This is a genomic window from Streptomyces hirsutus (assembly GCF_001418415.1).
GTDB classification, from domain to species: Bacteria; Actinomycetota; Actinomycetes; order Streptomycetales; family Streptomycetaceae; genus Streptomyces; species Streptomyces hirsutus.
The window spans coordinates 30495-56623 of record NZ_LIQT01000173.1; the positions used below are offsets into that span (position 1 = coordinate 30495).

General features: G+C 69.4%; 22 protein-coding genes. 11 read left to right on the plus strand and 11 right to left on the minus strand.

Going from position 1 to position 26129, the window contains the following annotated elements:
• Window positions 1-510: 510 nt before the first annotated feature.
• A complete protein-coding gene (locus AOK11_RS13860) occupies window positions 511-1524 on the plus strand; it encodes a glycoside hydrolase family 11 protein (protein ID WP_055594006.1) in 1014 nt (337 codons plus the stop codon).
• Window positions 1525-1561: 37 nt separating this feature from the next.
• Window positions 1562-2545, plus strand: a complete 984-nt coding sequence (locus AOK11_RS13865; RefSeq protein WP_055594007.1) for a polysaccharide deacetylase family protein — start codon at window positions 1562-1564, stop codon at window positions 2543-2545.
• Between the two features lie 553 nt (window positions 2546-3098).
• Here AOK11_RS13865 and AOK11_RS13870 read toward each other — a convergent pair.
• Window positions 3099-4229 (minus strand): acyltransferase family protein, encoded by a 1131-nt coding sequence (locus AOK11_RS13870; RefSeq protein ID WP_055594008.1) that lies wholly within the window; start codon window positions 4227-4229, stop codon window positions 3099-3101.
• 566 nt (window positions 4230-4795) lie between these two features.
• Between AOK11_RS13870 and AOK11_RS13875 the strand changes: the two genes are divergently transcribed.
• Window positions 4796-5116: a GYD domain-containing protein gene (locus tag AOK11_RS13875; RefSeq protein ID WP_055594009.1), complete on the plus strand. Its 321-nt coding sequence runs from the start codon at window positions 4796-4798 to the stop codon at window positions 5114-5116.
• Window positions 5117-5723: 607 nt separating this feature from the next.
• On the opposite strand, the gene AOK11_RS13885 is transcribed toward AOK11_RS13875, so the two are convergent.
• Together AOK11_RS13885 and AOK11_RS13890 are read right to left on the minus strand one after the other, a co-directional pair.
• Window positions 5724-6791, minus strand: coding sequence for a right-handed parallel beta-helix repeat-containing protein (locus AOK11_RS13885; RefSeq protein ID WP_055594011.1), 1068 nt, complete (start codon window positions 6789-6791; stop codon window positions 5724-5726).
• 566 nt (window positions 6792-7357) lie between these two features.
• Window positions 7358-7735, minus strand: a complete 378-nt coding sequence (locus tag AOK11_RS13890; protein WP_055594012.1) for an STAS domain-containing protein — start codon at window positions 7733-7735, stop codon at window positions 7358-7360.
• A gap of 165 nt (window positions 7736-7900) precedes the next feature.
• Between AOK11_RS13890 and AOK11_RS13895 the strand changes: the two genes are divergently transcribed.
• From AOK11_RS13895 to AOK11_RS13910, 4 genes are all read left to right on the plus strand, one after another.
• Window positions 7901-8389: an ATP-binding protein gene (locus AOK11_RS13895; RefSeq protein WP_055594013.1), complete on the plus strand. Its 489-nt coding sequence runs from the start codon at window positions 7901-7903 to the stop codon at window positions 8387-8389.
• Window positions 8390-9099: 710 nt separating this feature from the next.
• Window positions 9100-9303, plus strand: coding sequence for a cold-shock protein (locus tag AOK11_RS13900; RefSeq protein WP_030224351.1), 204 nt, complete (start codon window positions 9100-9102; stop codon window positions 9301-9303).
• A 272-nt stretch (window positions 9304-9575) separates the two neighbouring features.
• Window positions 9576-11069 carry a DEAD/DEAH box helicase gene (locus AOK11_RS13905; RefSeq protein WP_055594014.1) on the plus strand — a complete coding sequence of 498 codons (1494 nt, stop codon included), beginning with the start codon at window positions 9576-9578 and terminating at the stop codon, window positions 11067-11069.
• 79 nt (window positions 11070-11148) lie between these two features.
• Entirely contained in the window at window positions 11149-11475 is a 327-nt protein-coding gene (locus AOK11_RS13910; RefSeq protein ID WP_055594015.1) for an SCO5918 family protein, read from the plus strand.
• 265 nt (window positions 11476-11740) lie between these two features.
• Here AOK11_RS13910 and AOK11_RS13915 read toward each other — a convergent pair whose 3' ends face one another.
• From AOK11_RS13915 to kdpF, 5 genes are all read right to left on the minus strand, one after another.
• Window positions 11741-12079: a MerR family transcriptional regulator gene (locus AOK11_RS13915; RefSeq protein ID WP_055594016.1), complete on the minus strand. Its 339-nt coding sequence runs from the start codon at window positions 12077-12079 to the stop codon at window positions 11741-11743.
• Between the two features lie 585 nt (window positions 12080-12664).
• A complete protein-coding gene (locus AOK11_RS13920) occupies window positions 12665-13333 on the minus strand; it encodes a potassium-transporting ATPase subunit C (protein ID WP_055594017.1) in 669 nt (222 codons plus the stop codon).
• 5 nt (window positions 13334-13338) lie between these two features.
• Window positions 13339-15498: a potassium-transporting ATPase subunit KdpB gene (gene kdpB / locus AOK11_RS13925; protein WP_107098581.1), complete on the minus strand. Its 2160-nt coding sequence runs from the start codon at window positions 15496-15498 to the stop codon at window positions 13339-13341.
• Window positions 15495-17174 (minus strand): potassium-transporting ATPase subunit KdpA, encoded by a 1680-nt coding sequence (gene kdpA, locus AOK11_RS13930; protein ID WP_055594018.1) that lies wholly within the window; start codon window positions 17172-17174, stop codon window positions 15495-15497. Before kdpA ends, kdpB begins: the two co-directional genes overlap by 4 nt.
• A 7-nt stretch (window positions 17175-17181) precedes the next feature.
• Window positions 17182-17271, minus strand: coding sequence for a K(+)-transporting ATPase subunit F (gene kdpF / locus AOK11_RS13935; protein WP_055594019.1), 90 nt, complete (start codon window positions 17269-17271; stop codon window positions 17182-17184).
• A 406-nt stretch (window positions 17272-17677) separates the two neighbouring features.
• On the opposite strand from kdpF, the gene AOK11_RS13940 reads away from it, so the two are divergent.
• The 3 genes from AOK11_RS13940 (at window position 17678) to AOK11_RS13950 (ending at window position 20263) form a co-directional block, all read left to right on the plus strand.
• Entirely contained in the window at window positions 17678-18505 is an 828-nt protein-coding gene (locus AOK11_RS13940; RefSeq protein WP_055594020.1) for an SAM-dependent methyltransferase, read from the plus strand.
• Window positions 18506-18767: 262 nt separating this feature from the next.
• Window positions 18768-19286 carry a glutathione peroxidase gene (locus tag AOK11_RS13945; protein ID WP_055594021.1) on the plus strand — a complete coding sequence of 173 codons (519 nt, stop codon included), beginning with the start codon at window positions 18768-18770 and terminating at the stop codon, window positions 19284-19286.
• Window positions 19287-19411: 125 nt separating this feature from the next.
• Entirely contained in the window at window positions 19412-20263 is an 852-nt protein-coding gene (locus tag AOK11_RS13950; protein ID WP_055594022.1) for a MerR family transcriptional regulator, read from the plus strand.
• Window positions 20264-20519: 256 nt separating this feature from the next.
• Here the strand turns inward: AOK11_RS13950 and AOK11_RS13955 are convergent, their stop codons facing one another.
• From AOK11_RS13955 to AOK11_RS13965, 3 genes are all read right to left on the minus strand, one after another.
• Complete coding sequence (locus AOK11_RS13955) at window positions 20520-20711, minus strand: DUF397 domain-containing protein (RefSeq protein WP_055594023.1); 192 nt, start codon at window positions 20709-20711, stop codon at window positions 20520-20522.
• A 250-nt stretch (window positions 20712-20961) separates the two neighbouring features.
• Entirely contained in the window at window positions 20962-21819 is an 858-nt protein-coding gene (locus tag AOK11_RS13960) for a helix-turn-helix domain-containing protein (protein ID WP_055594024.1), read from the minus strand.
• A 312-nt stretch (window positions 21820-22131) separates the two neighbouring features.
• On the minus strand, window positions 22132-22893 hold the full coding sequence (locus AOK11_RS13965) for a GOLPH3/VPS74 family protein (RefSeq protein ID WP_055594025.1): 762 nt from the start codon (window positions 22891-22893) through the stop codon (window positions 22132-22134).
• Window positions 22894-23121: 228 nt separating this feature from the next.
• Here AOK11_RS13965 and AOK11_RS13970 point away from each other — a divergent pair, with 228 nt between their 5' ends.
• On the plus strand, window positions 23122-25797 hold the full coding sequence (locus AOK11_RS13970) for a D-alanyl-D-alanine carboxypeptidase (RefSeq protein ID WP_079034823.1): 2676 nt from the start codon (window positions 23122-23124) through the stop codon (window positions 25795-25797).
• Window positions 25798-26129 lie beyond the last annotated feature (332 nt).

Consider the following 26129-nt stretch of genomic DNA (forward strand, 5'->3'; position numbering starts at 1 on the left):
ACTGAGCGCTCACCGGCGAGGGTCCGGGCTCGGCCGCCAACAGGCTGGCGCCTGCGATGACGGGCCGACGACGATCACGCCCGACCCCGACCCACACTTCGCGCCACAGATCGTAAAGAGATTCGAAACATTCGAATGATCGATCCCTCATCTCGCTCTCGAATCTGATGGATTCAGTGATCAATTTTCAATTCGGTCGATGCGCATGAGTCAGACCAGGTAAAACGCACACCCGAAGAGTCCGCCGTGAGCGAATGTTTTGGGATCACTACCGAAACTATTGACAGTTGACGGGCCCACATCAAAACTGTTCGCCATCGACAGCGCTCCCTCACTGTCGAGCCGGGTCGCCACCGTGCCCCGGTCCTCCGGTCGCCCAGCACCCCCGCGACCGGCCAAGTCCGGCCGCGTCGCGCGACGCACAAGCGGTCGCCGTCACCTGCTCCGCAGGGTCGTGTCACGCTGCCTGATCCCCCACCGGCCTCACGAGGACGAGGAGGAAGCACGCACATGAACGACGTATCCGCACACCACGCGAGCCGCAGACACGGCCGCTTCGGGCCACTCAGCCGCTTCAGGCTGCTCATCAGCAGTTTCTGCACCACCGTGCTGGTCGCTGTGGCCTCGGTAGCCCTGCCCGGCACCGCCCACGCCGACACGGTCGTCACCACGAACCAGACCGGCACCGACAACGGCTACTACTACTCGTTCTGGACCGACGCACCCGGCACGGTCTCCATGACCCTGAGCTCCGGTGGCACCTACAGCACCTCCTGGCGCAACACCGGGAACTTCGTCGCCGGCAAGGGCTGGGCCAACGGCGGACGCAGGGCCGTGACCTACTCGGGCACCTTCAATCCGTCCGGCAACGCCTACCTGACGCTCTACGGATGGACGTCGAACCCGCTCGTCGAGTACTACATCGTCGACAACTGGGGCACCTACCGGCCCACGGGAACGTTCATGGGCACCGTCACCAGCGACGGCGGTACGTACGACATCTACAAGACGACGCGGTACAACGCCCCGTCCGTCGAGGGCACCCGCACCTTCGACCAGTACTGGAGCGTCCGGCAGTCGAAGCGGACCGGCGGAACCATCACCACCGGCAACCACTTCGACGCCTGGACCCGCGCCGGAATGCCCCTGGGGACCTTCAACTACTACATGATCATGGCGACCGAGGGATACCAGAGCAGCGGCAGCTCCAACATCACGGTGGGAGGCACCGGTTCCGGCGGTGGTGGCGGCGGAAGCGGTGGATGCAGCGCGACCCTGTCCGCGGGCCAGCAGTGGAGCGACCGGTACAACCTCGACGTCTCGGTCACCGGCTCCAGCAACTGGACCGCGACGATGAACATCCCTTCCCCCGCGAAGGTCCTCTCCACCTGGAACGTCAGCGCCACCTACCCCAGCTCCCAGGTACTGACCGCCAAACCCAACGGCAACGGCAACAACTGGGGCGTCACCATCCAGCACAACGGCAACCGGACCTGGCCAACGATCTCCTGCAGCGCGAACTGACCCGCGAATCAACGATGCTGAAGGAGGACCACTCCGCATGAGAACCGGACCGCATCTCTCGCTACGCTCCCTGGTCACGCGGCTGGCCGTCGTCGCGATGGCCGCCGCGAGCACCCTCACCGTCAACGCCGCCCCGGCCCAGGCCGCGGCCTGCAACGGATATGTCGGGCTCACCTACGACGACGGACCGTCCGGCAGTACGCCGAACCTGCTCAACGCGCTCAAGCAGAACGGGTTGCGGGCCACGATGTTCAACCAGGGCCAGTACGCCGCAGCCAACCCGGCGCAGGTCCGGGCCCAGGTCGATGCCGGCATGTGGGTCGGCAACCACAGCTACACCCATCCGCACCTGACTCAGCAGAGCCAGGCTCAGATCGACTCGGAGATCTCCCGGACCCAGCAGGCCGTCGCGAACGCGGGCGGCGGCACTCCGAAACTGTTCCGCCCGCCGTACGGCGAGACCAACTCGACGGTGAAGTCGGTCGCGGCCAGGTACGGTCTGACCGAGATCATCTGGGACGTCGACTCGCAGGACTGGAACGGCGCCAGTACCGACGCGATCGTGCAGGCCGCCGCCCGGCTCACCGACGGCCAGATCATCCTCATGCACGACTGGTCCGCCAACTCGCTCGCCGCGATTCCGCGGATCGCACAGGGGCTGGCCGGTCGTGGCCTGTGCGCCGGAATGATCTCGCCGCAGACCGGCCGCGCCGTGGCACCCGACGGCGGCGGCTCCGGTGGTGGCGGCGGAAGCGGCGGATGCAGCGCGACCCTGTCCGCGGGCCAGCAGTGGAGCGACCGGTACAACCTCGACGTCTCGGTCACCGGCTCCAGCAACTGGACCGCGACGATGAACATCCCTTCCCCCGCGAAGGTCCTCTCCACCTGGAACGTCAGCGCCACCTACCCCAGCTCCCAGGTACTGACCGCCAAACCCAACGGCAACGGCAACAACTGGGGCGTCACCATCCAGCACAACGGCAACCGGACCTGGCCAACGATCTCCTGCAGCGCGAACTGACCCCGAGAACACACCGAGGAAACACCGCTCCTGCGGCATGGCGGCCATAGCCTGTTTTCCCGGGCCAGACGCGCTCAAAGCAACGTTTACCCAGATCAGGACCTTGATCAGGAAAACTCCTGAAGCGGGTGTCGCAGGTTCGCATCCTGCCGGAGGCACAGTGCCCAAGGGCCGGTTCGAGGGAGTTGGTCCTCCGAACCGGCTCTTCTACATGATCGCGTCCGCGCCGCGCTCGCACCACGAAGTCCGTTGCGCTCCCAGCGCACCGGCGCCCTGGCATCAACCTTCGTGGGGCACCTTCGGGCGGGTGACCGGTACGACGGTGAGGAGGTCGTCCAGCCCATTGAAGCCGATGTGCCCGACTCCCCCTGATCGACCTGATAAGGATGCGGCTGGTTCCTGGAACTTGTGCCCGGCGTGGGCTGCCGTCCTTCGGCTGATGGACGGCAGCCCGTCGGTTGACTGGGCCGTGGGGACTCCACCGGCCTCGTGTCGTACACCCTCACTGGGGGGCGCCGCATCCAAAGAGTGACGAGGGGCCCGCCGCGGAGGACTACGGGGTGCGCACGGGCTCCGGTACGGGTGGCACGTGGGCAGGTACCCGCTCCGGCTGCTGCGGCCCGGGCGTGGCGGGGGCGAACAGCCAGCCGGTGGACGGCCGGGTCAGCGGACGGACCAGGTGGCGCACCGGCGGGGATCCGAGCACCATCGTCAGCAGAATCGCGCACAGCACCAGGCCGACGATCTCGACCGGGGTGTTCACCCGTGATATCCAGCCCAGTTCCCGGACCGGCAAGATGACCAGCGGGTGCAGGAGGTAGATCGTGAACCCGCCGGCGCCCAGCGTGGTGATCAGCGGCAGCCGTCGCCGGGGCATCAGCCGCAGCAGACAGAGCACCAGGGCCGCGGCCGAGGCCAGTACCAGCAGTCGGATGACCCAGGCCCATTCCAGGCTCAGCGGGTCGGCGACGGAGTAGGGATGGCGCATGGAAAGCCAGTTGCCCTTGATGTCCCTGTGCCACAGCCACCCCACGGCGCAGGAGGCAAGGATCCCGGCGGCCGCCACGAACAGGCTCCAGCGGCTGGTGAACCAGGTGTTCAGGAAGCCCTGGCCGATCCGCCAGCCGAGGTAGAACAGCGGGAGGTAGACGAGCGTGCGGCTCGCCGAGAAGGCCAACCCGAATTCCTCGACGTACCCCACGGCGAGGGCGACGCCCGTGGTGACGAGCAGGGGGTGACGCAGCTGGACCACCAGCGGCAGGAGCAGCCGCCAGAAGAAGAGGGACATCAGGAACCACAGAGTCCACGGCAGTTGGACGACATGCACGATGAACTCGTTGCCCATCCAGTACTTCTCCAGCGAGTAGAGCAAGCTGAACGCGAGGGCGGGCAGCACGATGCTCTGCAGCAGGGTGCGCAGGGAACGGGGGCCGAGGGGCCCCGCACTGCTGAACACACCGGCCAGCATGACGAAGGCGGGCACCCGGAAGGCCCAGGTGGCGATGTGGAAGGAGTGCAGTACTTCTTCTCGCGCCAGGAGGCTGCCGCCGGTGTGCAGAATCACGATCAGCGCGGCGGAGAGGAACCGGGCGTTGTCCCACCACGGATTCCTGGCCCGGTCCGCCCCGCCGACGCGGTCGGTGGAGACAGTGGTGGCACGTCTCGGGAGTGGCTTGTCCATCATGACGACGGGCTCCTGACAGCGGCTCGACAGCGTAATTGGCCGCCGCACCGGTGCTCGACTTGACGGGGCTGGGCATACCGTGACGATCTCCGTGAAGGGCTCGGTTGCCGGCTCGGGTTCCCACGGTGAACTCCGCATGTACACCAGGAGCCCCGGCGTACCTCTCGCCGGCGCCCTCGCCGCATCGGCTCCCTCGTACCAGGTCGGCCGCAGCGAGGGGCGATGGCGATCTCGGCTTGCTCAAGCCGCTACCTGCGGTTTCTCCGCCGGCAGGGGGCTCGGAGCGGGCCTGGTCCGCTGATGAATGACGGCCCGCAGCTTCCCGCGTCACTTCCGCGCGGCCTTGCGTTGCGGCCGTGCGGCCTTGCGTTGCGGCCGTGCGACGCGTCATGGCGTGCTCGGCGAGCCGGGCAGCAAAAGCTCGGCACTCTCACAGCTCCTCGACAGCGGTCGGTGGAACAAGGCTCGGGTTCCAACGAGTGAATTCGGTCGTCCGCGAGCAGCGGCCGATGTGACAGCGGGAAGTCCCTTGCACACCCGACAAGCGATGGACAGGAAGCATCCCCATGCCGAAGTTCCTCATCCAGGCCACCTACACGCCCGAGGGCACCAAAGGGCTGCTCAAGGAAGGCGCGAGCGGCCGTCGCGCCGCTGTCGACCAGGTCGTCACCGGCCTCGGCGGGCAGGTCGAGGCCATGTACTTCGCCTTCGGAGAAGACGACATCGTGCTCATCGTCGACTTCCCCGACCCGGTCTCCATGGCCGCCGTCAGCCTCACCGTCAAGGCCGGCGGAGCCCTCCGCACCCGGGCCACCCCTCTCCTCACCCTCGACGAGATCGACGAGGCCACCCGCCGGCAGGTCACCTTCCGCGCCCCCGGCATGTGAACCCCTCGGAGTCCAGGGGAGAGACGCCGAAGGGTCCGTCGGAGCCGGCGGCTGCAGTCCGGGCATGCTGCTGCCACGTCCCGTCGAGGGTGCCGAGGGCCCGCACGACACCGGGGAGCCGCTGGACTTCATCGGGCAGGTGCCCGTCCCCCGCGGAAGTCGGCGAGCTGCGGCGCATGGCGTACCTCTTCCTGTCGCACGACGACTGCGAGACCGGCGGGAGCGTCCCGGAGGACGGCGAAGCCGCCCTCCTCATCCAGCTTGGAGGGCGGCTTCCCGCGTTCGCATCCATCGGGCCGGCCGGTACGAAAGGCCGGTCGCTGACTTGCGGCCTCGTCGTAAGCCTTCCGGGCAGTTGCCCGGTCCCGCGCCGTGAGCCGCAACCGAGGGGTCGGGAGCCGAGCCTTGTCGTGCCGGAGACGAGCAGACTCGACCTCTCCTCGGGCACTGACCAGTCGCCCAAGGGCAGCGGCACGTTCGGCAGGGGCCGGTGCCATCAAGCCGTAAGCCCCCGCCAAACGTTCAGTCCACCCGTGGTCGTCGTCCCGTGGTCATCGCGCTGGCGTCTCCCGGAGACGGCTGTCCCGGGCCGCCGCGGCCCCACCGGTCAGCATGTACCGGCCGGTTCGGAGGTCTGGCAGACGTTGTTGATGAACGTGTTGTCCTTCCCCTTGGCGTCGCGGGTGGCCAGGTCCGCCGGGCTGTTGCCCAGCACGAGGTTGTCGCGGACGACGTTCCGGTCGTTGGAGACGCCGTCCATGCTGCCGAACACGACGATCCCGCCGGAATACGGCGAGTCACCCACGTTGTCGTGGACCGCGTTCTGCGTCACCAGTACTTTCTCCGTACCGACGAGGACGATGCCGACCCCTTGGAGGTGGGGCAGGCGCGCGGCGGCGGGGCAGTATGCGTTGTTCTCGTAGACCGCGTTGCGGCGGACGGTCAGGTCGCCCACCGTGCGCGGCAGCACGACGAAGACACCTGCGCAGTTCTCGGTGACGACGTTGTGCTCGACGGTGAGGTTCCCGAGCCGACGGGTGGTCATGCCGATCCGGTTGCCCGTCAGGCGGTTGCCGCTGATCACCGTGCCACGGGTGTCGAAGGTCTTGCTCTCCGCGTCGGCCTCGAACACGTTGGCGGTGTAGAGCCCGGCGTCGCCGTTGCCGCTTGCGGTGTTGTAGCGGAACGAGGCGCGGGTGGAGCGATCCTGCGCGATGCCCCACTGGCCGTTGTCCCGGGCGGTCACCCGGCGGACCTCCATCTGGTCGGTGCGCGTGGCCGAGACACCGTTCTTCTTGAACCCTTCGACGGTCAGCGACTGGATCCGCACCCCGGTGACGGGTTGTTCGTCCGTGCCGGTGACGCAGATGCCGTTCCCCGCCTTGGCGCACGCACTTCCTGCTTCCTCTTCCTTTCCGGGCACGATCACGGTCTTCTCGCCCGCGCCCCGGAGGGTCAGCGGCTTGGTGATCGTGACGCTTCCGCGGTAGGTGCCCCGCGCCAGGATGACGGTGGCTCCGGGTGTGGCCGCGTCGACGGCCTTCTGGAGGGACTGGCCCGGACGGACCACTTGCTCGGGGCTGCTCTGGGCGGAGGCGGCCGGAGCGAGGGCACCCATGCCGACGACAAGGGGTGCGATGGCGCAACTAAGGCATGTGGCCTGGTATTTCCTCATGCTCCCGACGTTATGGACCACTCCGCAGCCCCGCCACTCTTAGCAACCATATGGATATGGAAAGTCACCTATAGGACTTGTTTCCCGGATCCGCTGTCGGATGCCCGGCCGGGACAGGGAAGGGGCAAACGCCTACGTCTTCCACCGCACCGTCGCCGTGCTGTTGCCGTTGCCGTCGCCGTCGCCGTCGCCGCGATCCGGCTCCGGCTCCGGCTGACATCCGCAGGTGACATCAACAGCACCGGACGCGAATGCCCAAGCCCGGCCTGGTGCGTTCGACCCGACCGTGTGGGGACGTCGCCGGGCCGCGTTCGGATCGAACTCCCCAAACAGGTGTCGCAGGTTCGAATCCCGCCAGGGGCATGGGGGAGCACCTGGTCGGAGGTCCCTCCGTCCCACGGGCGGGAGGGTCTTCGTACGCGCGGTACGGGTAACGACCCTGACAGGGGCTCTTCAGTCTGTGGTGTGTCCTGTCACCCGGCGGGGCCGCCGTGGACGCGCGTATGACGAGCCGCGTCGGGTCCCGGCCTCCCCTCCGGTCCGGTGCCCGGGGGAAGTGTGCGTGGTCAAGGGGCGAGGGCCTGGCTCAGGTCGGGGTAGCAGTGGATGAGGTCGTCGACGCGGACGAGTTGGAGGACCCGCAGCACGGGGGCGGTGGGTGCGGCGAGTCGGATCCAGCCGTCGGCCGCGGTGACGTTCTTGTAGGCGGCGATGAGGATGTTGATGCCGCTGGAGTCCATGAAGGTGACCCGGCTCAGGTCGACGACCACGCGGGGCCGGTCGGCAGTGAGTGTGTTCAGGGCCTGCTGCAGTTGTCCGCAGGTGTGGTGGTCGATCTCCCCGGTCGGGTGGATCACGCGGATGCCGTCGGCGGCGGTGGTCGTGACCGACAGTCCGCCGGGCTGCCCGGCTCGTTCGCTGTCCGGTGCTGGTTCCTCGGCCATGTCGGTGATACTTGCACATCAGACCTTCCGCCCGAAGTGCTGCCCCGCACGGCTAGGACGATGCTCCGCCGCTGGGGAAGGGAGCCCGGCGGGGGTGTGCAGGGCGTGTACCAGCGCGAACTCGGGTATGCGCGGGGGTGTGAGCCGGGAAGCGAAGGCGATTGGATGGAACCTGTGCCCATGGGCGAGGACGGAGCCACGCCGGACCGGCCCGACCGGCCGGCTTTGCAGACCACAGTGGCTCTGGCAGGGGAGGGTGCGTCCATCGCCCGGGCCCGCCACCTCGCCGCGGACTTCCTCACCCGGATACAGGCCGAGCACGGCCTGCGCGTCTCGCAGCGCGCCCTGGATCTGACCCAGCTGGTGGTCAGCGAGCTGGTCACCAACGCGCGCAAGTACGCACCGGGCCCCGTGCTGATGGACCTGCGTATCACAGGGGACGTGGTGGAGGTGGTGGTGTGGGACTCCGAGCCGGTCCTGCCGACGGCCCGGGCCACCGATGCCGAGCGGGTGGGGCAGCACGGGCTGGAGATCGTCATGGCCGTCGCGCAGAGTCTCGCGGTCCGGCGCGAGCCCGTCGGCAAACGCGTCACCGCCCGCATCGCCCTGCTCGACGACCCGGCCGGCAGTATCGCCGGGCGGAGCCCCGTGTGACGGTTGCGCGCTGTTCAGGGAGATCTCCCGGCGCACCCGCATCGACCGGACCGCCGTCGCCGGGCAGGTCGACCCGGACTGCGCGGACGGCGCGGTGGTTCAGGCCGACGTCGCCCGTCCCCTTCCCGACCCGGAAGTGGGCGACCGCACGTCACACGCTCAACGCCTTGGCGGCCGAAGACGCGCGGCCGACGGGGTTCGACTGCGCGGTACCGCTGCGCGGAGGGTCGGCCTCCAGGGCCTGCCCCCGTGCGGCTGAACCGCTCCGCAGGGTCCGCCGGGGCCCGCAGCGGCGATGCCGCTCCGGCACGGCGGCCGAAACGCATCGACCCCGGCTCCGGTACGCCGCTGTCCGCCTTCACCGGTGCGGATCTTCGTCTTCGTGGCCGGAGTAGGGAATTTACGGACCAGCGGGGCCGGGACACCATTATATCTGTATCCGCGGAGTGAGAGTTTTACGGAACCGTGCGGACAGTTTCCTTGCAGTAACGACCGGAGCGGAATTCTTCCACGCACACGGGCCGCCGTAACGTGCTACTGTCGGTCTCAGTTGCAGTTGTGGTTCCCGAATTCCAAGTCCTTCTCAGTCGGCGTTTTCGCCACTGGAAGTGCCTTTTGGCGCCGGTCTTTTCCGGGCGGGGTGATCATCGCGGCGACGCGGCATCCGCACAGTGCGGATGCCGATTCACTGCCCCGAAGGAGAAAAAGACATGGCTACTGGCACCGTGAAGTGGTTCAACGCAGAAAAGGGCTTCGGCTTCATCGAGCAGGACGGTGGCGGCGCCGACGTGTTCGCCCACTACTCGAACATCGCTGCCCAGGGCTTCCGTGAGCTTCAGGAAGGCCAGAAGGTCAGCTTCGACATCGCGCAGGGCCAGAAGGGCCCGACGGCCGAGAACATCGTTCCCGCCTGACGTCGACGCACACTTACAGCTGGGGCCCGCATCCTTCGGGGTGCGGGCCCCAGCTGTATGCACGTTCCGCAGTGGTTTCACCTGCGGGACAACTGCGGAATCCGCGGGCTTACGCACACGGATTCCCTTTTCGGGGATGTCAGAACCTCCCCTCCCGATCACATCATGGCGCACGATTTATTTCGCGCCCCATTCGGCCGTTCTTGCAATTCTCCATGCTGCTCACTGCTGCGGGAATTCCTTGATATGTGCCGCATCAAGGAAGGTCCCGCATGAACCGCACACGCACGAACGACCGATTCTCCCGTACCCGGAACGGCATCGCCGCCCCCGGGAGCAGCGGCAAACGGTTCGGCTCATCGTCCCCGAGCCGCTCCGGCGGACCGGTGCGTTCCAACGGTCCCAGCCGCCGCCCCGCCGCGCTGCAGGGTGAGTTCGCCCTCCCGAAGACGATCACTCCGGCGCTGCCCGCCGTGGCGAGCTTCGCCGATCTCGACATGCCCGCGGAGCTGCTGGCCGCGCTCGGCTCGCAGGGCGTGACCGTCCCGTTCCCGATCCAGGCCGCGACGCTGCCGAACTCCCTCGCCGGCCGTGACGTCCTCGGCCGGGGGCGCACCGGCTCCGGCAAGACCCTCGCCTTCGGGCTGGCCCTGCTGGCCCGTACGGCCGGGCAGCGCGCGGAGCCCGGGCAGCCGCTGGGGCTGATCCTCGTGCCGACGCGTGAGCTGGCGCAGCAGGTCACCGACGCGCTGACGCCGTACGCCCGCTCCGTGAAGCTGCGCCTGGCCACGGTCGTCGGAGGGATGCCGATCGGCAGGCAGTCCGGCGCGCTGCGCCGCGGCGTCGAGATCGTCGTCGCCACCCCCGGCCGCCTCAAGGACCTCATCGAACGCGGCGACTGCCGGCTGGACCAGGTCCTGGTCACCGTCCTCGACGAAGCGGACCAGATGGCCGACATGGGCTTCATGCCGCAGGTCACCGCCCTGCTCGACCAGGTCCGCCCTCAGGGTCAGCGCATGCTGTTCTCCGCCACGCTCGACCGCAACGTCGATCTGCTCGTGCGCCGCTACCTGAGCGACCCCGTCGTGCACTCCGTCGACCCGTCGGCCGGCGCGGTCACGACGATGGAGCACCACGTGCTCCACGTCCACGGTGCCGACAAGAATGCGGCCATCACCGAGATCGCCGCACGCGACGGCCGCGTGATCATGTTCCTGGACACCAAGCACGCCGTCGACCGCCTCACCGAGCACCTCCTGAACAGCGGGGTGCGGGCCGCGTCCCTGCACGGGGGCAAGTCGCAGCCGCAGCGCACCCGTACGCTGACGCAGTTCAAGGACGGGCACGTCAGCGTGCTGGTGGCAACCAACGTCGCCGCGCGCGGCATTCACGTCGACAGTCTCGACCTCGTCGTCAACGTCGACCCTCCGACCGACCACAAGGACTACCTCCACCGCGGCGGCCGCACGGCCCGCGCCGGTGAGTCCGGCAGTGTCGTCACTCTGGTCACCCCGAACCAGCGCCGCGCCATGACCCGCCTGATGGCAATGGCCGGCATCGTCCCGCAGACCACCCAGGTCCGGGCGGGCGCGGAGGCCTTGCAGCGCATCACCGGCGCCCAGGCCCCCTCCGGCATCCCGGTCGTCATCACCGCACCGGTGGTCGAACGCCCCAAGCGCGGCACCACCTCACGCGGCCGGCGCCGCTCCGTTCCGGCGGCCCGGCGCGCGCCCGCACGGCGGTCCGTCTCCGACGCGGCGGCCTAGAACCCTGGATCCGGAACCCGGAACCGCCCCACCACGGGCGGTCCCCCTTCTTCTCCTCTTCCTTTCCTTGTGAGGCATCGTGCGCTGTGTCATCGCCCGTTTTCCGTTCGAGCTCACCAAGGCCGGCGTGCTGGAGTCGATGAAGGGCGTCAAGCCCGAGCCGGTCACCGGCGACTCCGTGATCATCGGGCGCCGCCACTACCCCGCCAAGCAGGTCGGCCAGGTCATCACCCGCCAGGACCGCCGTGATTTCAGCGGCGGCGAAGTCCTCAGGGCCATGGCCCAGCTCGGCTTCACCTGTCGCACCGCCCCCCGGGCCGCAGAGACCGCGGAGGCGGCAGCCGCGAGGATCGTGGACCCGCTCCAGCGGGCTTCCGCGCTGCTCGGCGCCCCCCTGTCCATCTGACCGACGGGGAGGAACCGCGAGCCGGTGCCAGGACAGCGGTGAGGGCGCAGGGGGCGCCTTGCGAGCCGTGGTCTGCGCGACCAGTACCTCGTGTGCGGATCGGACGGCGGGAGTCGGAGTCGCGACCGCCGGTCCGAAGATCGACACGACGGCACCGGCCCCGCGTCTCCTCGGGCCGCCGTCCCGGCCGGACTGCGACGCCCGGCCCGACCGGCGGTTGTCGGCTCCGGACCCGGCGGGGCTCCCGTCCGATGGAAGGCGCAGGTCAGGCGTCCGCCTTGTGGCCGGCCCCGACATCACCGCGTCGCAGTTCCTCGTTGATGCGCTGGGCCTCTTCGAGTTGGTCCTCCAGGATGATGATGCGGCAAGCCGCCTCGATGGAGGTGCCCTGGTCAACCATCTCCCGGGCGCGGGCAGCGATACGCAACTGATAGCGGGAGTAGCGGCGGTGGCCGCCCTCGGAACGCAGGGGCGTGATCAACCGGGCCTCGCCGAGAGCCCGCAGGAAAGCGGGCGTGGTACCGAGCATCTCTGCTGCCCGTCCCATGGTGTAAGCGGGGTAGTCGTCGTCGTCGATGCGGTCGAGCGGTGTGTCTGCGGTCATCTGCACCTCTGATGGGGGAATGCGTCGAGGGGCCTTGGTGCCGTACGGCACCAAGGCCCCGAGGGATTTGTAACACCATCGACCGGCTTCCTACGAGGCCGGCCTCCTGTTTCCGCACCAGCCCCCGAAGAGGGGCGGAGAGTGCGGGGATCGCGGATGAGTGACCGTGGGACCACCTTCCGTTCCGGGGCCTGCGGTACCCGAGCGAACCGTTCTCGCCCGGGCGATCCTGATGGCGTTCGCCTCCTTTTCTCTTTCTTCTGACAAACCTCTTGGTACTGCGGGTCCTGCGTACTGCCGGCGGCCCTCACGAGGCCACCCGGCCCGGCGACCAGCGAGGGGACCCAAAGCCTACTCCGGCCCCACCGCTCCACCGCCGTGCCACAACCTTTGATGCCTGCGGGCAGTTCATGCCTGCCGCGCCTCGCTGACTTCCTGGATACAGCAGACACGTTAACCCTCTCGCGGAGGCATGTCTACATCAGCCATGACAGATTTCAGCCCGTGCGAGTGAAAGGTTCTGCGGACGTCGGCTCCCGTGCCGTGTCCCTGACCCCGTGCCCGTGCCCGTGCCCGTGCCCGCCCTCAGTGTTCGGTCACGAGTCGTTCGAGGGCGATGTTCAGTTCCAGCACGTTGACCCGGGGTTCGCCGAGGAAGCCAAGGGTGCGGCCCTCGGTGTGCTCGTCGACGAGGTGGTGGACGTGCCCGACCGGCAGGCCGTTCCTCTCGGCGATCCGGTGGACCTGGAGGTCCGCGTACGCCGGGGAGATGTCCGGGTCCAGGCCGGAGCCGGAGGAGGTGACCGCGTCGGCGGGCACGTCGGAGGGCTTGACGGTGTATCCGCCGACGGAGTTGTCCCTGATGACGGCGGCCTTGGCGTCCCTCACCCACTGGACGAGTTCCGCGTTGTCCGCGGAACGGTTGGTGGCTCCGGAGAGGATCAGGTCGTACTGGGTGTTGACGCTGTTGGCGCCGAGGCCGTTCTGCGGGCGGCCCTGGAACCATTTCAGGTCCGGCTCAGGGGTCTGCTGCCCCTCCTTCAGCGGCAGGTTGTACGACTGGCCGATGAGCGCCGAGCCGACGACCCGGCCGTTCGCCTCGGTCTTCGAGCCGTTCGCCCTGCCGGGGAACAGCCCTTGGGCGAGGCCGGTGATCAGCAGCGGGTAGAGGACGCCGGTGACCAGGGTCAGGACGAGAAGGGCGCGCAGACCCGCTCCGAGCAGCCGGGCGGTGTGGGGTACGGAGATGTTCATGTGCTTCAGCCGATCCCGGGGATGAGCGAGACGATCAGGTCGATGATCTTGATGCCGATGAACGGGGCGATCAGCCCGCCGAGGCCGTAGACGGCGAGGTTGCGGCGGAGCAGCCGGTCGGCGCTCACCGGCCGGTAGCGCACGCCCCTCAGGGCGAGCGGGACCAGCACGACGATGATCAGCGCGTTGAAGATCACCGCGGACAGGATCGCGGAGTCGGGCGAGGACAGGCCCATGATGTTGAGCCTGTCCAGGCCCGGGTGGACGGCCGCGAACAGCGCCGGGATGATCGCGAAGTACTTCGCGACGTCGTTGGCGAGGGAGAACGTCGTCAGCGCACCGCGCGTGATCAGCAACTGCTTGCCGATCTCCACGATCTCGATGAGCTTGGTCGGGTCGGAGTCGAGGTCGACCATGTTGCCGGCCTCCTTGGCGGCCGACGTACCGGTGTTCATCGCCACACCGACGTCCGCCCGGGCCAGCGCGGGCGCGTCGTTCGTGCCGTCGCCGGTCATCGCGACCAGCTTGCCGCCGTCCTGTTCCCGTTCGATCAGCGCCATCTTGTCCTCGGGGGTGGCTTCCGCGAGGAAGTCGTCGACGCCGGCCTCGTCGGCGATCGCCCTGGCGGTCAGCGGGTTGTCGCCCGTGATCATGACGGTTCTGATGCCCATCCGGCGCAGCGCCTCGAACCGCTCCCGCATGCCCTCCTTGACGACGTCCTTGAGGTGGACGACGCCCAGGACACGGGCGCCCCGGTCGTCCTCGACCGCAACCAGCAGCGGTGTACCGCCCGCCTCGGCGATGCGGTCGGCGGTCGCTTCCGCGTCCTCGGCCACCGTGCCGCCCCGCGCCCCGACCCAGGCGACGACCGAACCGGCCGCGCCCTTGCGGACCTTGCGGCCGTCGACGTCGACGCCCGACAGCCGGGTCCGCGCGGTGAACGGCACCCATGCGGCGCCGGCGAGTTCGCCCTGCCGGCGCTCGCGCAGCCCGTACCTCTCCTTGGCCAGGACGACGACGGAGCGGCCCTCGGGTGTCTCGTCGGCCAGCGAGGAGAGCTGGGCGGCGTCGGCGAGCTCGGCCTCGGTCGCCCCGCGCACCGGCACGAACTCCGCTGCCTGCCGGTTGCCGAGCGTGATGGTGCCGGTCTTGTCCAGCAGCAGCGTGGAGACGTCACCGGCGGCCTCGACCGCACGGCCCGACAGGGCCAGCACGTTGCGCTGCACCAGACGGTCCATGCCCGCGATGCCGATCGCGGAGAGCAGGGCGCCGATCGTGGTCGGGATCAGGCAGACCAGCAGCGCCACCAGCACCACCGTCGTCAGGTGGGCGCCCGCGTGGTCCGCGAGCGGCGGCAGGGTGGCGCAGGCGAGCAGGAAGACGAGGGTCAGCGAGGCCAGCAGGATGTTCAACGCGATCTCGTTGGGTGTCTTCTGCCGTGCGGCGCCCTCGACCAGGCCGATCATCCGGTCGATGAAGGTCTCACCCGGCTTCGTCGTGATCCTGACGACGATACGGTCGGAGAGGACCGTCGTTCCGCCGGTGACCGCGCTGCGGTCGCCGCCGGACTCCCGGATGACGGGTGCCGACTCCCCGGTGATCGCCGACTCGTCGACGGACGCGACGCCCTCGACGACGTCACCGTCGCCGGGGACGATGTCGCCCGCCTCGCAGACCACCAGGTCACCGATCCGCAGTGCGGTACCGGGCACCGGCTCCTCGCGCCCGCCGGCCAGGCGGCGGGCGACGGTGTCGGTGGTGGCCCTGCGCAGCGTGTCGGCCTGTGCCTTGCCGCGGCCCTCGGCGACCGCCTCCGCCAGGTTGGCGAAGAGCACGGTCAGCCAGAGCCAGGCGCTGATGGTCCAGCCGAACCAGTCGCCCGGGTCCAGGAAGGAGAACACCGTCGTCAGGACGGATCCGATCAGGACCACGAACATGACGGGCGACTTCACCATCAGGCGTGGATCGAGCTTGCGGAAGGCGTCGGGCAGCGACCTGACCAGTTGCCTCGGATCGAACAGGCCCGCGCCGACCCGGTCGCCCGTCGCGGATACGGCGGGCGCGGACCCGCTGGACGCGGGCCCGGCGGGTCCGTCGCTGTGCGGCGTCCGGTGCGGAGCGGCTGTGGACATCGGGTCCTCGTGGTTCTGGGTGTCGGTGGTCATGACGCCAGCCCCTCGGCGAGCGGACCCAGCGCGAGCGCCGGGAAGTAGGTCAGGCCGGCGATGATCAGGACGGCGCCCGCCAGCAGGCCGGTGAACAGCGGCTTCTCGGTGCGCAGGGTGCCCGCGGTGGCCGGGACGGGGATCTGCCGCGCCAGCGAGCCCGCGAGCGCCAGGACGAACACCATCGGCAGGAAACGGCCGAGCAGCATCGCCAGGCCCAGGGTGGTGTTGAACCACTGGGTGTCGGCGTCGAGGCCGGCGAAGGCCGAGCCGTTGTTGTTCGCGGCGGAGGTGTAGGCGTACAGGACCTCGGAGAAGCCGTGCGCGCCGCTGTTCGTCATCGAGTGGCCCGGCGTGGGCAGGGCCATCGCCGCGGCCGTGAGGACCAGCACCAGTGCCGGGGTGATCAGGATGGAGCAGGCGGCGAACTTGATCTCGCGGCCGCCGATCTTCTTGCCGAGGTACTCGGGGGTCCGGCCGACCATCAGCCCGGCGATGAACACCGCGACGACCGCCATGATCAGCATGCCGTACAGGCCGGACCCCACACCGCCGGGCGCGATCTCGCCCAGCATCATGCCGAGCATCGTGATGCCGCCGCCGAGACCGGTGAACGAAGAGTGGAAGGAGTCCACCGCGCCCGTGGAGGTCAGGGTGGTCGACACCGCGAAGATCGACGAGCCGCCGATCCCGAAGCGGACCTCCTTGCCCTCCATCGCGCCGCCCGCGATCTCGAGGGCCGGGCCCCGGTGGGTGAACTCCGTCCACATCATCAGGGCGACGAAACCGGCCCAGATCGTGGCCATGGTCGCGAGGATCGCGTAGCCCTGCCTGACCGAGCCGACCATGAGGCCGAAGGCACGCGGGAGCGAGAACGGGATCAGCAGCATCAGGAAGAGCTCGAACAGGTTGGTGAACGGGGTGGGGTTCTCGAAGGGGTGGGCCGAGTTGGCGTTGAAGTAACCGCCACCGTTGGTGCCCAGCATCTTGACGGCCTCCTGCGAGGCGACCGCACCGCCGTTCCACTCCTGCGAGCCGCCCGTGCCGTGTCCATGGACGAACTGGCCGACCTCGTGGATGCCGGAGAAGTTCTGGATCACTCCGCCGGCCACGAGCACGACCGCGGCGACCGCGGCGAGCGGCACCAGGACGCGGACGACACCGCGGACCAGGTCGGCCCAGAAGTTGCCCAGTTCACCGGTACGCGACCTGGCGAAACCGCGCACCAGCGCCGCGGCGACCGCCATGCCGACCGCCGCCGACACGAAGTTCTGCACCGCCAGCCCGGCGGTCTGCACGACGTGGCCCATGGCCTGCTCGCCGTAGTACGACTGCCAGTTGGTGTTGGTCACGAAGGACACGGCGGTGTTGAACGCCTGGTCCGGGTCGATGGACGCGAAGCCCAGCGAGCCCGGCAGCACGCCCTGGAGCCGTTGGAGCAGGTAGAGGAAGAGGACACCGGCCACCGAGAAGACCAGCACGCCGCGCAGGTATGCGGGCCAGCGCATTTCGGCGTCCGGGTCGACACCGACGCCCCGGTAGATCCACCGCTCCACACGCCGGTGCGTGCCGGAGGAGTAGACCCTGGCCAGGTGATTGCCGAGAGGGAGGTGGGCGAGCGCCAGCGCGGCGATGAGCGCGAGCAGCTGGAGCAGGCCGGCGAGGACGGGGCTCATGTGCGGCTCAGAACCTCTCCGGGTGGATCAGGGCGAGGACGAGGTAACCCACCAGGGCGACGGCCACGATCAGGCCGACGACGTTCTCGGCGGTCACAGCTTCGTCACCCCCTTGGCGATGAGGGCCACGAGCGCGAACACCGCGATCGTGGTGACGACGAAGGCCACGTCGGCCATCGCAAGCTCCTAAGAGGTGCGGGGAGGAATCTGACACGTACGAGGAAAACTCCGCAGTGACCGGATTCGAGCACCGTTGATGGCTTCCTTACGGCGACCCGAGCACCTTTGATGGCTCCCTTACGGCAGCCCGAACGACCTTGACGGCTTCCTGACGACAGCCCTCGAGCACCGCCCATGACGCCCCGGCAGGCGGAGTCGGGGAGGTTCCGCGGTGGCCGGAAGAAGGTGTGCCGGGCACCCCGTTTGACGGCAACCAGGAGGATTCCGCCGCGAGTTCGCCTAGGTTGGCCTCACTGGTCACGCTCATCACAGGAGGCTCAGCCGTGTCGGAGGACACTACTCAGGACAGCGCCGGTTTCGAGACACGTGCCCGCATCGATACGACGAAGCCGCACTCGGCGCGGTTCTGGAACTACTTCGTCGGCGGCAAGGACAACTACAAGGTCGACCGGGAGGTCGGGGAGCAGATCAAGGACATCTTCCCCGGGCTGGTCGACGTGGCGCACACCAGCCGGCAGTTCCTGGGGCGGGCTGTCACGCACCTGGCCGGGAAGGAGGGGATACGGCAGTTCCTGGACGTCGGTACGGGACTGCCGACCGCCGACAACACGCATCAGGTGGCGCAGCGCGTCGCTCCGGACGCGCGGATCGTGTACGTCGACAACGACCCGATCGTGCTGACCCACGCCAATGCGCTGTTGACCAGCACGCCCGAGGGCCGGACCGACTATCTGGACGCCGACCTCTACGACCCCGAGTCCGTCCTGCGGGCCGCCGCCGGGACGCTGGACCTGTCCCGGCCGGTCGCCCTGATGATCCTCAACACGCTCGGCCATGTCGCCGACTACGAGCAGGCACGTGACCTGGTGAACCGCCTCATGGCCGGGCTCCCCTCGGGCAGCTACCTCGTGATCAGCGACAGTACGGCGACGAGCGAGGGCATGATCGCGGCGTCGAACGCGTACAACTCGAGCGGCGCCGTGCCGTACTACGTACGCGAGGTCGAGGAGATCGCCGGGTTCTTCGACGGCCTGGAGCTGGTGGAGCCCGGAGTCGTACGGGTCCCGGAGTGGCGGCCCGAGGCCGGGGCGCCGGGCGAGCACGACGAGAAGGCCGTGGACGCCTACTGCGGAGTGGCGCGCAAGGCGTAAGACGCTCGGTGAGCGGGTGAGCGGGCGGGGAGCCGAACCGTATCGGCTTCCCGCCCGCTCGTCGTCCCCGGGAGGATGACGAGCGGGCCGACGGTGCGCGGTGTTCGGCGTGCCGGCGTGTCGGCGTGCCGGCGTGTCGGCGGGCCCACCGGTGAGGTGGACGGGGCGGCGGCGTGGGGGCGGCCGCGTAGCACGGGAGCGTCGCGTGGCGTGTGCCACTCCCTTTCATGTCTCGTCATGTCCCGGAGCTAGCATCCGGGACATGACGACTCAAGAGACCAAAGAGACCAACGGTTCCTCCCCCCTCGATGTTGAGATCGGTGCTCTGAGCGGCGGGTCCGCCGGGCTCGCGCGGTATGCGGGCCAGGTCGTGCTCGTCGTGAACGTGGCCTCCAAGTGTGGGCTGACCCCGCAGTACGCCGGGCTGGAGCGCCTGCACGAGCAGTACGCGGCGAAGGGCTTCACGGTGCTCGGCGTGCCCTGCAACCAGTTCATGGGGCAGGAGCCGGGCACCTCGGAGGAGATCGCCGAGTTCTGCTCCGCGACGTACGGCGTGACCTTCCCGATGACCGAGAAGGTCGAGGTCAACGGGGAGGGGCGGCACGCGCTGTACGAGCGGCTGGTCGGCTTCGCCGATGCCGAGGGTCACCGCGGGGACGTCCGCTGGAACTTCGAGAAGTTCCTGATCGGGCGGGACGGCGAGGTCGTCGCCCGTTTCTCGCCGCAGGTCGAGCCGGAGGCGGCGGAGCTCGTGGCGGCGGTCGAGGGCGCGCTCGGCTAGCCGGACGGAACTCCCTCGAGCAGAGCGGTCTCGGGCGCGTCGAGGACGTTGACCTTGCCCCTGGGGCAGGGGTGAGCGTTCGGGTCGTCGGGCGGAAGGGCCGCCCGACGGCGGAGGATGGCGCGGTGGACGAGGAACTGCTCGGGATCGGTGCGTTCGCGGCGCGGGCGCGGCTGTCGGCCAAGGCGTTGCGGTTGTACGACCGGCTGGGGCTGCTGGCTCCGGCACGGGTCGACGAGGTCACCGGGTACCGGTTCTACCGGACGAGCCAGGTCGAGCGGGCCCGGACGGTGGCGCTGTTGCGGCAGCTGGACATGCCGCTCGCCCGGATCGCCGAGGTCGTCGACGCGGACGACGGTGTCGTGGCGGCCGGCCGGCTCGCCGCCTACTGGGCGGATGTCGAGGCGCGGCTCGCCGGGCAGCGGACACTCGCCGAGTACCTCCGTGGACGACTCTCCGGGAGGAGTTCCGAGATGTACGGGAAGTTCGTGGTCGAGACGGTGGACGTGCCGCGGCAGGTATTGATCACCGAGACGCGGCACACGCTGGCGGACGAGTTGCCGGCGTGGATCGGGTCGGCGCTGGGACGGCTGGAGGAGGCCGCGTCCGTGTGCGGGGGCGTGGCCGGAGTGCCGTTCGTCGCCTATCACTCCGAGGTGTCGACGGAGAGCGACGGCCCGGCCGAGGCGTGCGTGCCGGTCGCCGACGAGGCGGCGGCCCGGGCCTGGGCCGCGGCGCAGGGGCGGGCCCGGTCGACGGCGGTGCGGGTGGAGCCAGCCCAGCGGCTGGCCCGTACCCGGATCACCAAGGCGCAGGTGGCTCATCCGCAGATTCTGGCCGCGTTCGAGGCGGTGGAGCAGTGGATGGCGGCCGAGGGTCTGACGGCCGCGGGACCCTGCCGGGAGGTGTACTTCGCGGACTGGGACGCCGCGGGGGCCGAGGATCCGGTGTGCGACGTGGCGTTCCCGGTGCGGTGAGAACTGCGCGATGGGAGCGGCGCGGTAGCGAAGCCGCCGCTGGGGAACATGGGCCCGAGCCGAGCCCTCTCGGCAAGGACGGCGATCTCGTCGAGAGGGCTCTCCAGCCGTGCTGGGAGTGGCACCGGGCCTGTGGTGGGTGCCGCCGGCAGGCAGTCCGTCGCGGCAGGGCTGCCGACGGGGCTGCCGACGGCCCTCCGACCGCCTCTGCCGGCTGTCCCCGGGGCCGGCCCGTCCCCGTATGGTGGTGGCCTTCTCAGGCCTTCACCGAGGCCACGAAAGCGCTCCACGCGTCCGTGGGGAAGGCCAGCTTCGGACCCTCGGGAATCTTGGTGTCCCCGAGTTCCAGTGCCTCCTCGGTGGTCGACCTGACCATCACGCACGCGCCGTTGTTGTTGGTGTAGGAGGACGTCGTCCACGTTTCCGTGGCGCCCAGACGAATTGCCATGTTCGCTCCGTAGCCAGTTGCTGAGTTGCTGTCACCGGGCTGCGCATTCCAGCAGGGACCCGCAGAACGGATTGCGCCAACCTTCACTGACGGCTGGCGTGATCGACGCTACTCGCCAACATCCTCTACAGGAGCAGCCATTCACTCGACCGGGTGGCATATTCCAGGTGAGACTTCCAGCACGGCATGTCAGCGGTGTACAGTGCCGCTCCTTTGCCCACCGGAGAGCCGTAGCCGTCCTGCCGGGGCGTCAGCGCGCGTACTCCTTCGCGACCCGCTCGACCAACTGGCGGGACTGCTCCACGTTCAGGGACTGGGCCCGCAGGTGCTCGTACATCACGGTGTACTTCTGCACGTCGTGCGGCTTCTCCAGGTACAGGTCGCTGGTCACGCCCTCGATGTACACGACGCTCGAATCGGCCGCGTCCGCGAACTCCAGGATGGAGTACTGGCCGTTGATGCCCGAGTGCGCGCCGACCTCGAACGGCAGCACCTGCACGGTGATGTGCGGCTGCTGCGACAGCTCCATCACGTGCTCCAGCTGTTCACGCATGACCTGCCGGTTCCCGACGACCCTGCGCAGCGACGCCTCGTCCAGGACCACCCACAGGCGCAGCGGGTCCGTCTCGGCGGTGATGCGGCTCTGCCGGCGCAGACGCACCTCGACGCGCTTGTCGTTCTCCTGCTCCGACGCCTCCGGCGAACCGCCCCGGATGATGGCCTCCGCGTACGCCCCGGTCTGCAACAGACCGGTGATGATCTGGGGTTCGTAGACCCTGAGCGACTCCGCGTCCGTCTCCAGGCCGATGTAAACGCTGTACGGGATGTCGCCGAAGGCGTGCCACCAGCCCTGCTGGCGCGAGTCCTTGGCCATTTGCATCAGCGACTCGACGACCCGCTGGTCCGCGACCTCGTAGACGCCGCAGAGGTCGCGGACGTCACGCTGGCTGATGCTGCGCCGGCCGTTCTCCAGCCGGCTGATCTTCGACTGCGACACCAGCAGTCGTTCCGCCACTTCCTCCGCCGTCATGCCCTTGAGCTCACGGAGCCTGCGCAGCTCCTGGCCCAGCCGGCGTCGCCTGACGGTGGGATTGACATTGGACGCCACGGGACGTGCACCTCCGGCTGTGTGCCTCGTACTTACTCGTACTTGCCACTTTGCGTATCTGGTGTTGAGCAGACTGCCACCAAGGCGCTTCCTGCCGCTGGAGAACAGCGGATATCCAGCGGTTGCACCCCGGTTCGCAGGGTGACGGCGGCACGGATCGGAGAGGCACAGAACAGTGCGAAGCGGCACGGAGCGGTGCGGTGACGGTTTTCCGGCACGCCGAGCGGGGCGGAGAGAGTACGCACTCTCTCCGCCCCGCTCGGACAGCGGCTCCCGTGACCGGGCCTGCGGTGCCGTGGCCGGTCAGTGGTCCTAATGGGCCACGGCGCGCGCCATGGATCCGTGGTGCGGTTGGGCCGGAACACCACGGGCGGGTTCCGGTCCGCCCCTGCCGCCGGGGGTGGCGACCTGACGGCCTCCTGCCGGGGCCGGGTTGCGGCGCGGCTGGGCCGCCACACCGCTCTGCACGTCCATCACGGCGTGCGCCACCAGGCCGCCCATCGGGTCGTGCCGGATCAGATCCCGCAACCGGGAACGTGAGGAGCGACCCTCGTTCCCCGGGTACAGGTGCTTGCCGAGGCCCACGGCGTGCGCCAGTGCGGCGAGCGCCGCGGTCCGTGGGTCCGGTGGCACGCCCGTACGGATCGCGGAGTCCAGCCGGGCCTTGATCTCCCGGCTGATCTCGGTGTCCGTCGCCTGATAGCGAGTCGTCGGCAGCACCCCGCACATCTGACCGGCCACGGCATGCACCATGCCGCACCGCTCCAGATGCGAGAGGTAGGTCTGGCGGAGCCCTAGACGCGGCCCGCCAATCCAGTTGACCGCCCGGACCGGAGCGCCGCGCCTTCGCAGCAACTCCAACGCGCAGTCCAATGTCGGATCTCCAGTCGGCCGTGGTACCACCACGGCGATACGATCCCCGTCTGGGGCTATCCGTCCGGCCAGCGCCAGCTCCACTAGCTGCGCTCCGGCCAGACCGAGGTCGAGCGACTGCGGCTGTGCAGTGGTACCCGTGGTCGGGTCCAATGCCAGCAGCAGAAGCTCTTCCGGAAGTGTTCTGCGGCTCCTGCCCATCCATGCCTCCCCGCGTGGATGAATGACAGGGTGACCCCTCTCACATTGGTCTGTCGAGAGCACGTGACTGCTTTGTAAGGGAACCGATAGGTATGTCGTTCTCGTCTACCGCAGGGGGGAAGTCCACACACAGGACACTGGTAGATGGTTCGGACAGCGCCGCGGAGCGCTGTCGTGGGTGGCGGAACGGTTTCACGGTTCGGTTGGCGTACGCGCGACGCGCGGCGCATGGAGGAGGCATCGGTGGCGGGCGAGTCCCCCGACAGGTCGAAGCAGCGCGAGTCGTCGGAAGAACCGACGCCGGGGAGCGCGGGTCCGGTTCCTGAAGCCAGGAGCGAGGGGGGTGCCGCCGGCAAGCGGGACCCCCGGTTGCCGGTGACCCGGGACACTTCGTCACCGTCGCCGTCGTCAACCGCTTCGGCTTCGGCCTCGACTTCGGATTCGTCCACGTCGTCGTCGAAGGCCACGGCCTCCGCGAACGATCGCGGAGGCGTGGACACGGCCACTCGGGTGCTTTCGGTGCGCGACACGCAGACCGAGGGCGAGGAGGCCGAGGACTCCGTCGAGGCCGCGGGCTTCGGGGCCGCGGATTCCGGCTCCGCGGACTCCGAGTCCGAGTCCACGGACGGAAAGCCTGACGGGCGTGACGATTCCGCTACGGAAGGTGACGAACAACTGCACGCCGTCGTCACAGCGTGGGTACGGTCCGCCGAGGAGGTGGATCAGGACGAGGACGGCGAGAGCGCCCAAGGGGCCCAGGGGGCCCAGGACTCCGCCGACGGTGACACGGGCGCCAAGAACGGCCCGGAGGACGGCAAGGACGGCAGTGCGAGCCGGGACGAGGGCTCCAGCGGGGCTTCCGAGGGCGGGGCGGCCGACGACACCGGTACGACCGAGGAGTCCGAGGAGTCCGAGGAGTCCGACGGAGCCGACGCGGAGGACGAGTCCGGAAGCACGCGCGACACCGACACCGACTCGGACGCCGAGTCCGACTCCGAGACCGAGTCGGAGGCTGACGCCGACACAGCCCCCGAGGACGAAGCCGCCCCCGCGGCCGAGGACGACGGCGACAGCACCTCCGGGAGCGCCGACGGCGACGACACCGACGCGAGCCCGGAGCCGCAGCCCGAGGCCGAGCCCGAGCCCGAGGGTGCGAAGGTCACCCCCGAGCCCAGCGCGGACAAGGCCGACGACGGCGACGACGGCGAGGGCACCGGCGACGCCAAGCCCCCCACCGATCAGCCCACCGCCGTCTTCAAGGCCCCGCGCCCCTCCGCGCCCGCCGTCGACCAGCCCACCACCATGCTCAAGCTGGGCGACGCGGCCAAGGAAGCGGACAAGGCCGAGAGGGTCGACAGGTCCGATTCCAAGGGCGATTCCAGGGGCGGGGCCGCCCCCGACGCGGACCCCGAGTCCGGCCCCGAACGCGCCGGCACGTTCGTGCCGCTCAAGGACCTGGACGCCCCCGAGACCCGTAAGCCCCCGAAGCGTGTGGACTCCGCCACCACCTCGCTGCGGCTGCCGCCCTCGGCTCAGGCACGGCCCGCCGCGTCCCCGGCCGAGGGCACCCGTGCCGTCCCGCAGGTCGGGCCGGAGCTGACGCGGCAGCAGCCGCTGCCGCCCAAGCCGCCGCTGGACCTGCTGGCCGAACTGACCAACACCCCGCCGCCGCCGGACACCCCGCTGCGCACGACCCTGCGGCGGGTCAAGGTCTGGACGCCGCTGGTCGCGCTTCTGGTGATCGTCTTCGCCGTCGTGCAGAACATGCGTGCGCTCCCCGCACCCACGCTCGAACTGACCGCCGAGGACACGTTCACCTTCGACGGCGGCAAGGTCGACATCCCGTGGCCGGCCGCCGGGCAGGCCGCGCTGGACGTGCAGGGCATCGGCACCTTCGGCTCCTCCGGTGAGCAGAAGCCCCTGCCGATCGCCAGTGTCGCCAAGGTCATGACCACGTATCTGATCCTGCGCGAGCACCCGCTCAAGAGCGGCGCCAAGGGCCCGATGATCGAGATCGACGATGCCGCGGAGAAGCAGTCCGACGCCGGGCAGGAGTCGACCGTCGATGTGACCGCCGGTGACAAGATCTCGCAGCGGGAGGCCCTGGAGGCCGTCCTGATCGCGTCCGCGAACAACGTGGCGCGGCTGGTCGCCCGTTGGGACGCGGGGTCCGAGGAGGCGTTCGTCGAGAAGATGAACAAGGCCGCGAAGGACCTCGGCATGACGAACACGACGTACACGGACCCCTCGGGTCTGAACAACACCACGGTGAGCACGGCCGTGGACCAGGTGAAGCTGGCCAGGGCCGCGATGGAGCAGCCCGCCTTCCGCGAGATCGCCGCGATGATGTCGTACGACGACTACAAGGGCGTCAACCACTCCAACTGGAACCAGCTGGTGGGGCACAACAACGTCGTCGGCATCAAGACCGGCACCACCACCTCGGCACTGGGCAACCTCGTCTTCGCCGCGAAGAAGGACGTCGACGGCGAGACCCGCACCATCGTCGGCGCCGTGGTGCGCCAGCCCGCGGGCGGTGCCGACAACACGATCCTGGCCGGCGCGCTCTCCGCGGGCGACCGGCTGATCCGGGCGGCGCAGGACGCGCTGGAGTCGACGACGGTGCTGAAGAAGGGCACCGTCGTCGGATACGTGGACGACGGGCTGGGCGGCCGTACGCCCGTCGCCCTCACCGAGGACGTCAGGGCCGCCGGCTGGGCGGGGCTGAAGGTGAAGCTGACGTTCACCGGCGGGGAGCTGCCGCACCGGGCGAAGGCCGGTACCGAGGTGGGCTCGCTCACCGTGGGCGACGGCACGAACAGCGGCGCCGTCAAGGTCCCGGTCGCTCTCCAGGAGGACCTCGTGGAGCCGGGCTTCCCGGCGAAGCTGACGCGTCTGGGCTGACCGACGGAGCACGGTGGGCGCCGCCCCGCCGACCGGCGCCCACCGCGGGCGACGGTCGGCGGGGCGCGTGCTAGCGTCACGAAACGGGCAGGTCGCCGGTGACCGCGCCGTTACCGTGAGCAGAAGACGCGCTACGACGACGCGCACACGAAGACGCGATACGAAGACGCCATACGGGGAGTGCCTTCAGGTGGCCACAGCGGAGCCGACACGCGCCGACGACACCGAGCCGGGCCCGGAGTCCGGCCCGCGAATACCCCTGCCGGAAGCGGACGGCCGACGACCGGGCGCGGGCACGCCGGAAGCGTCGCCCCCTGCTCCCGCCTCCACCC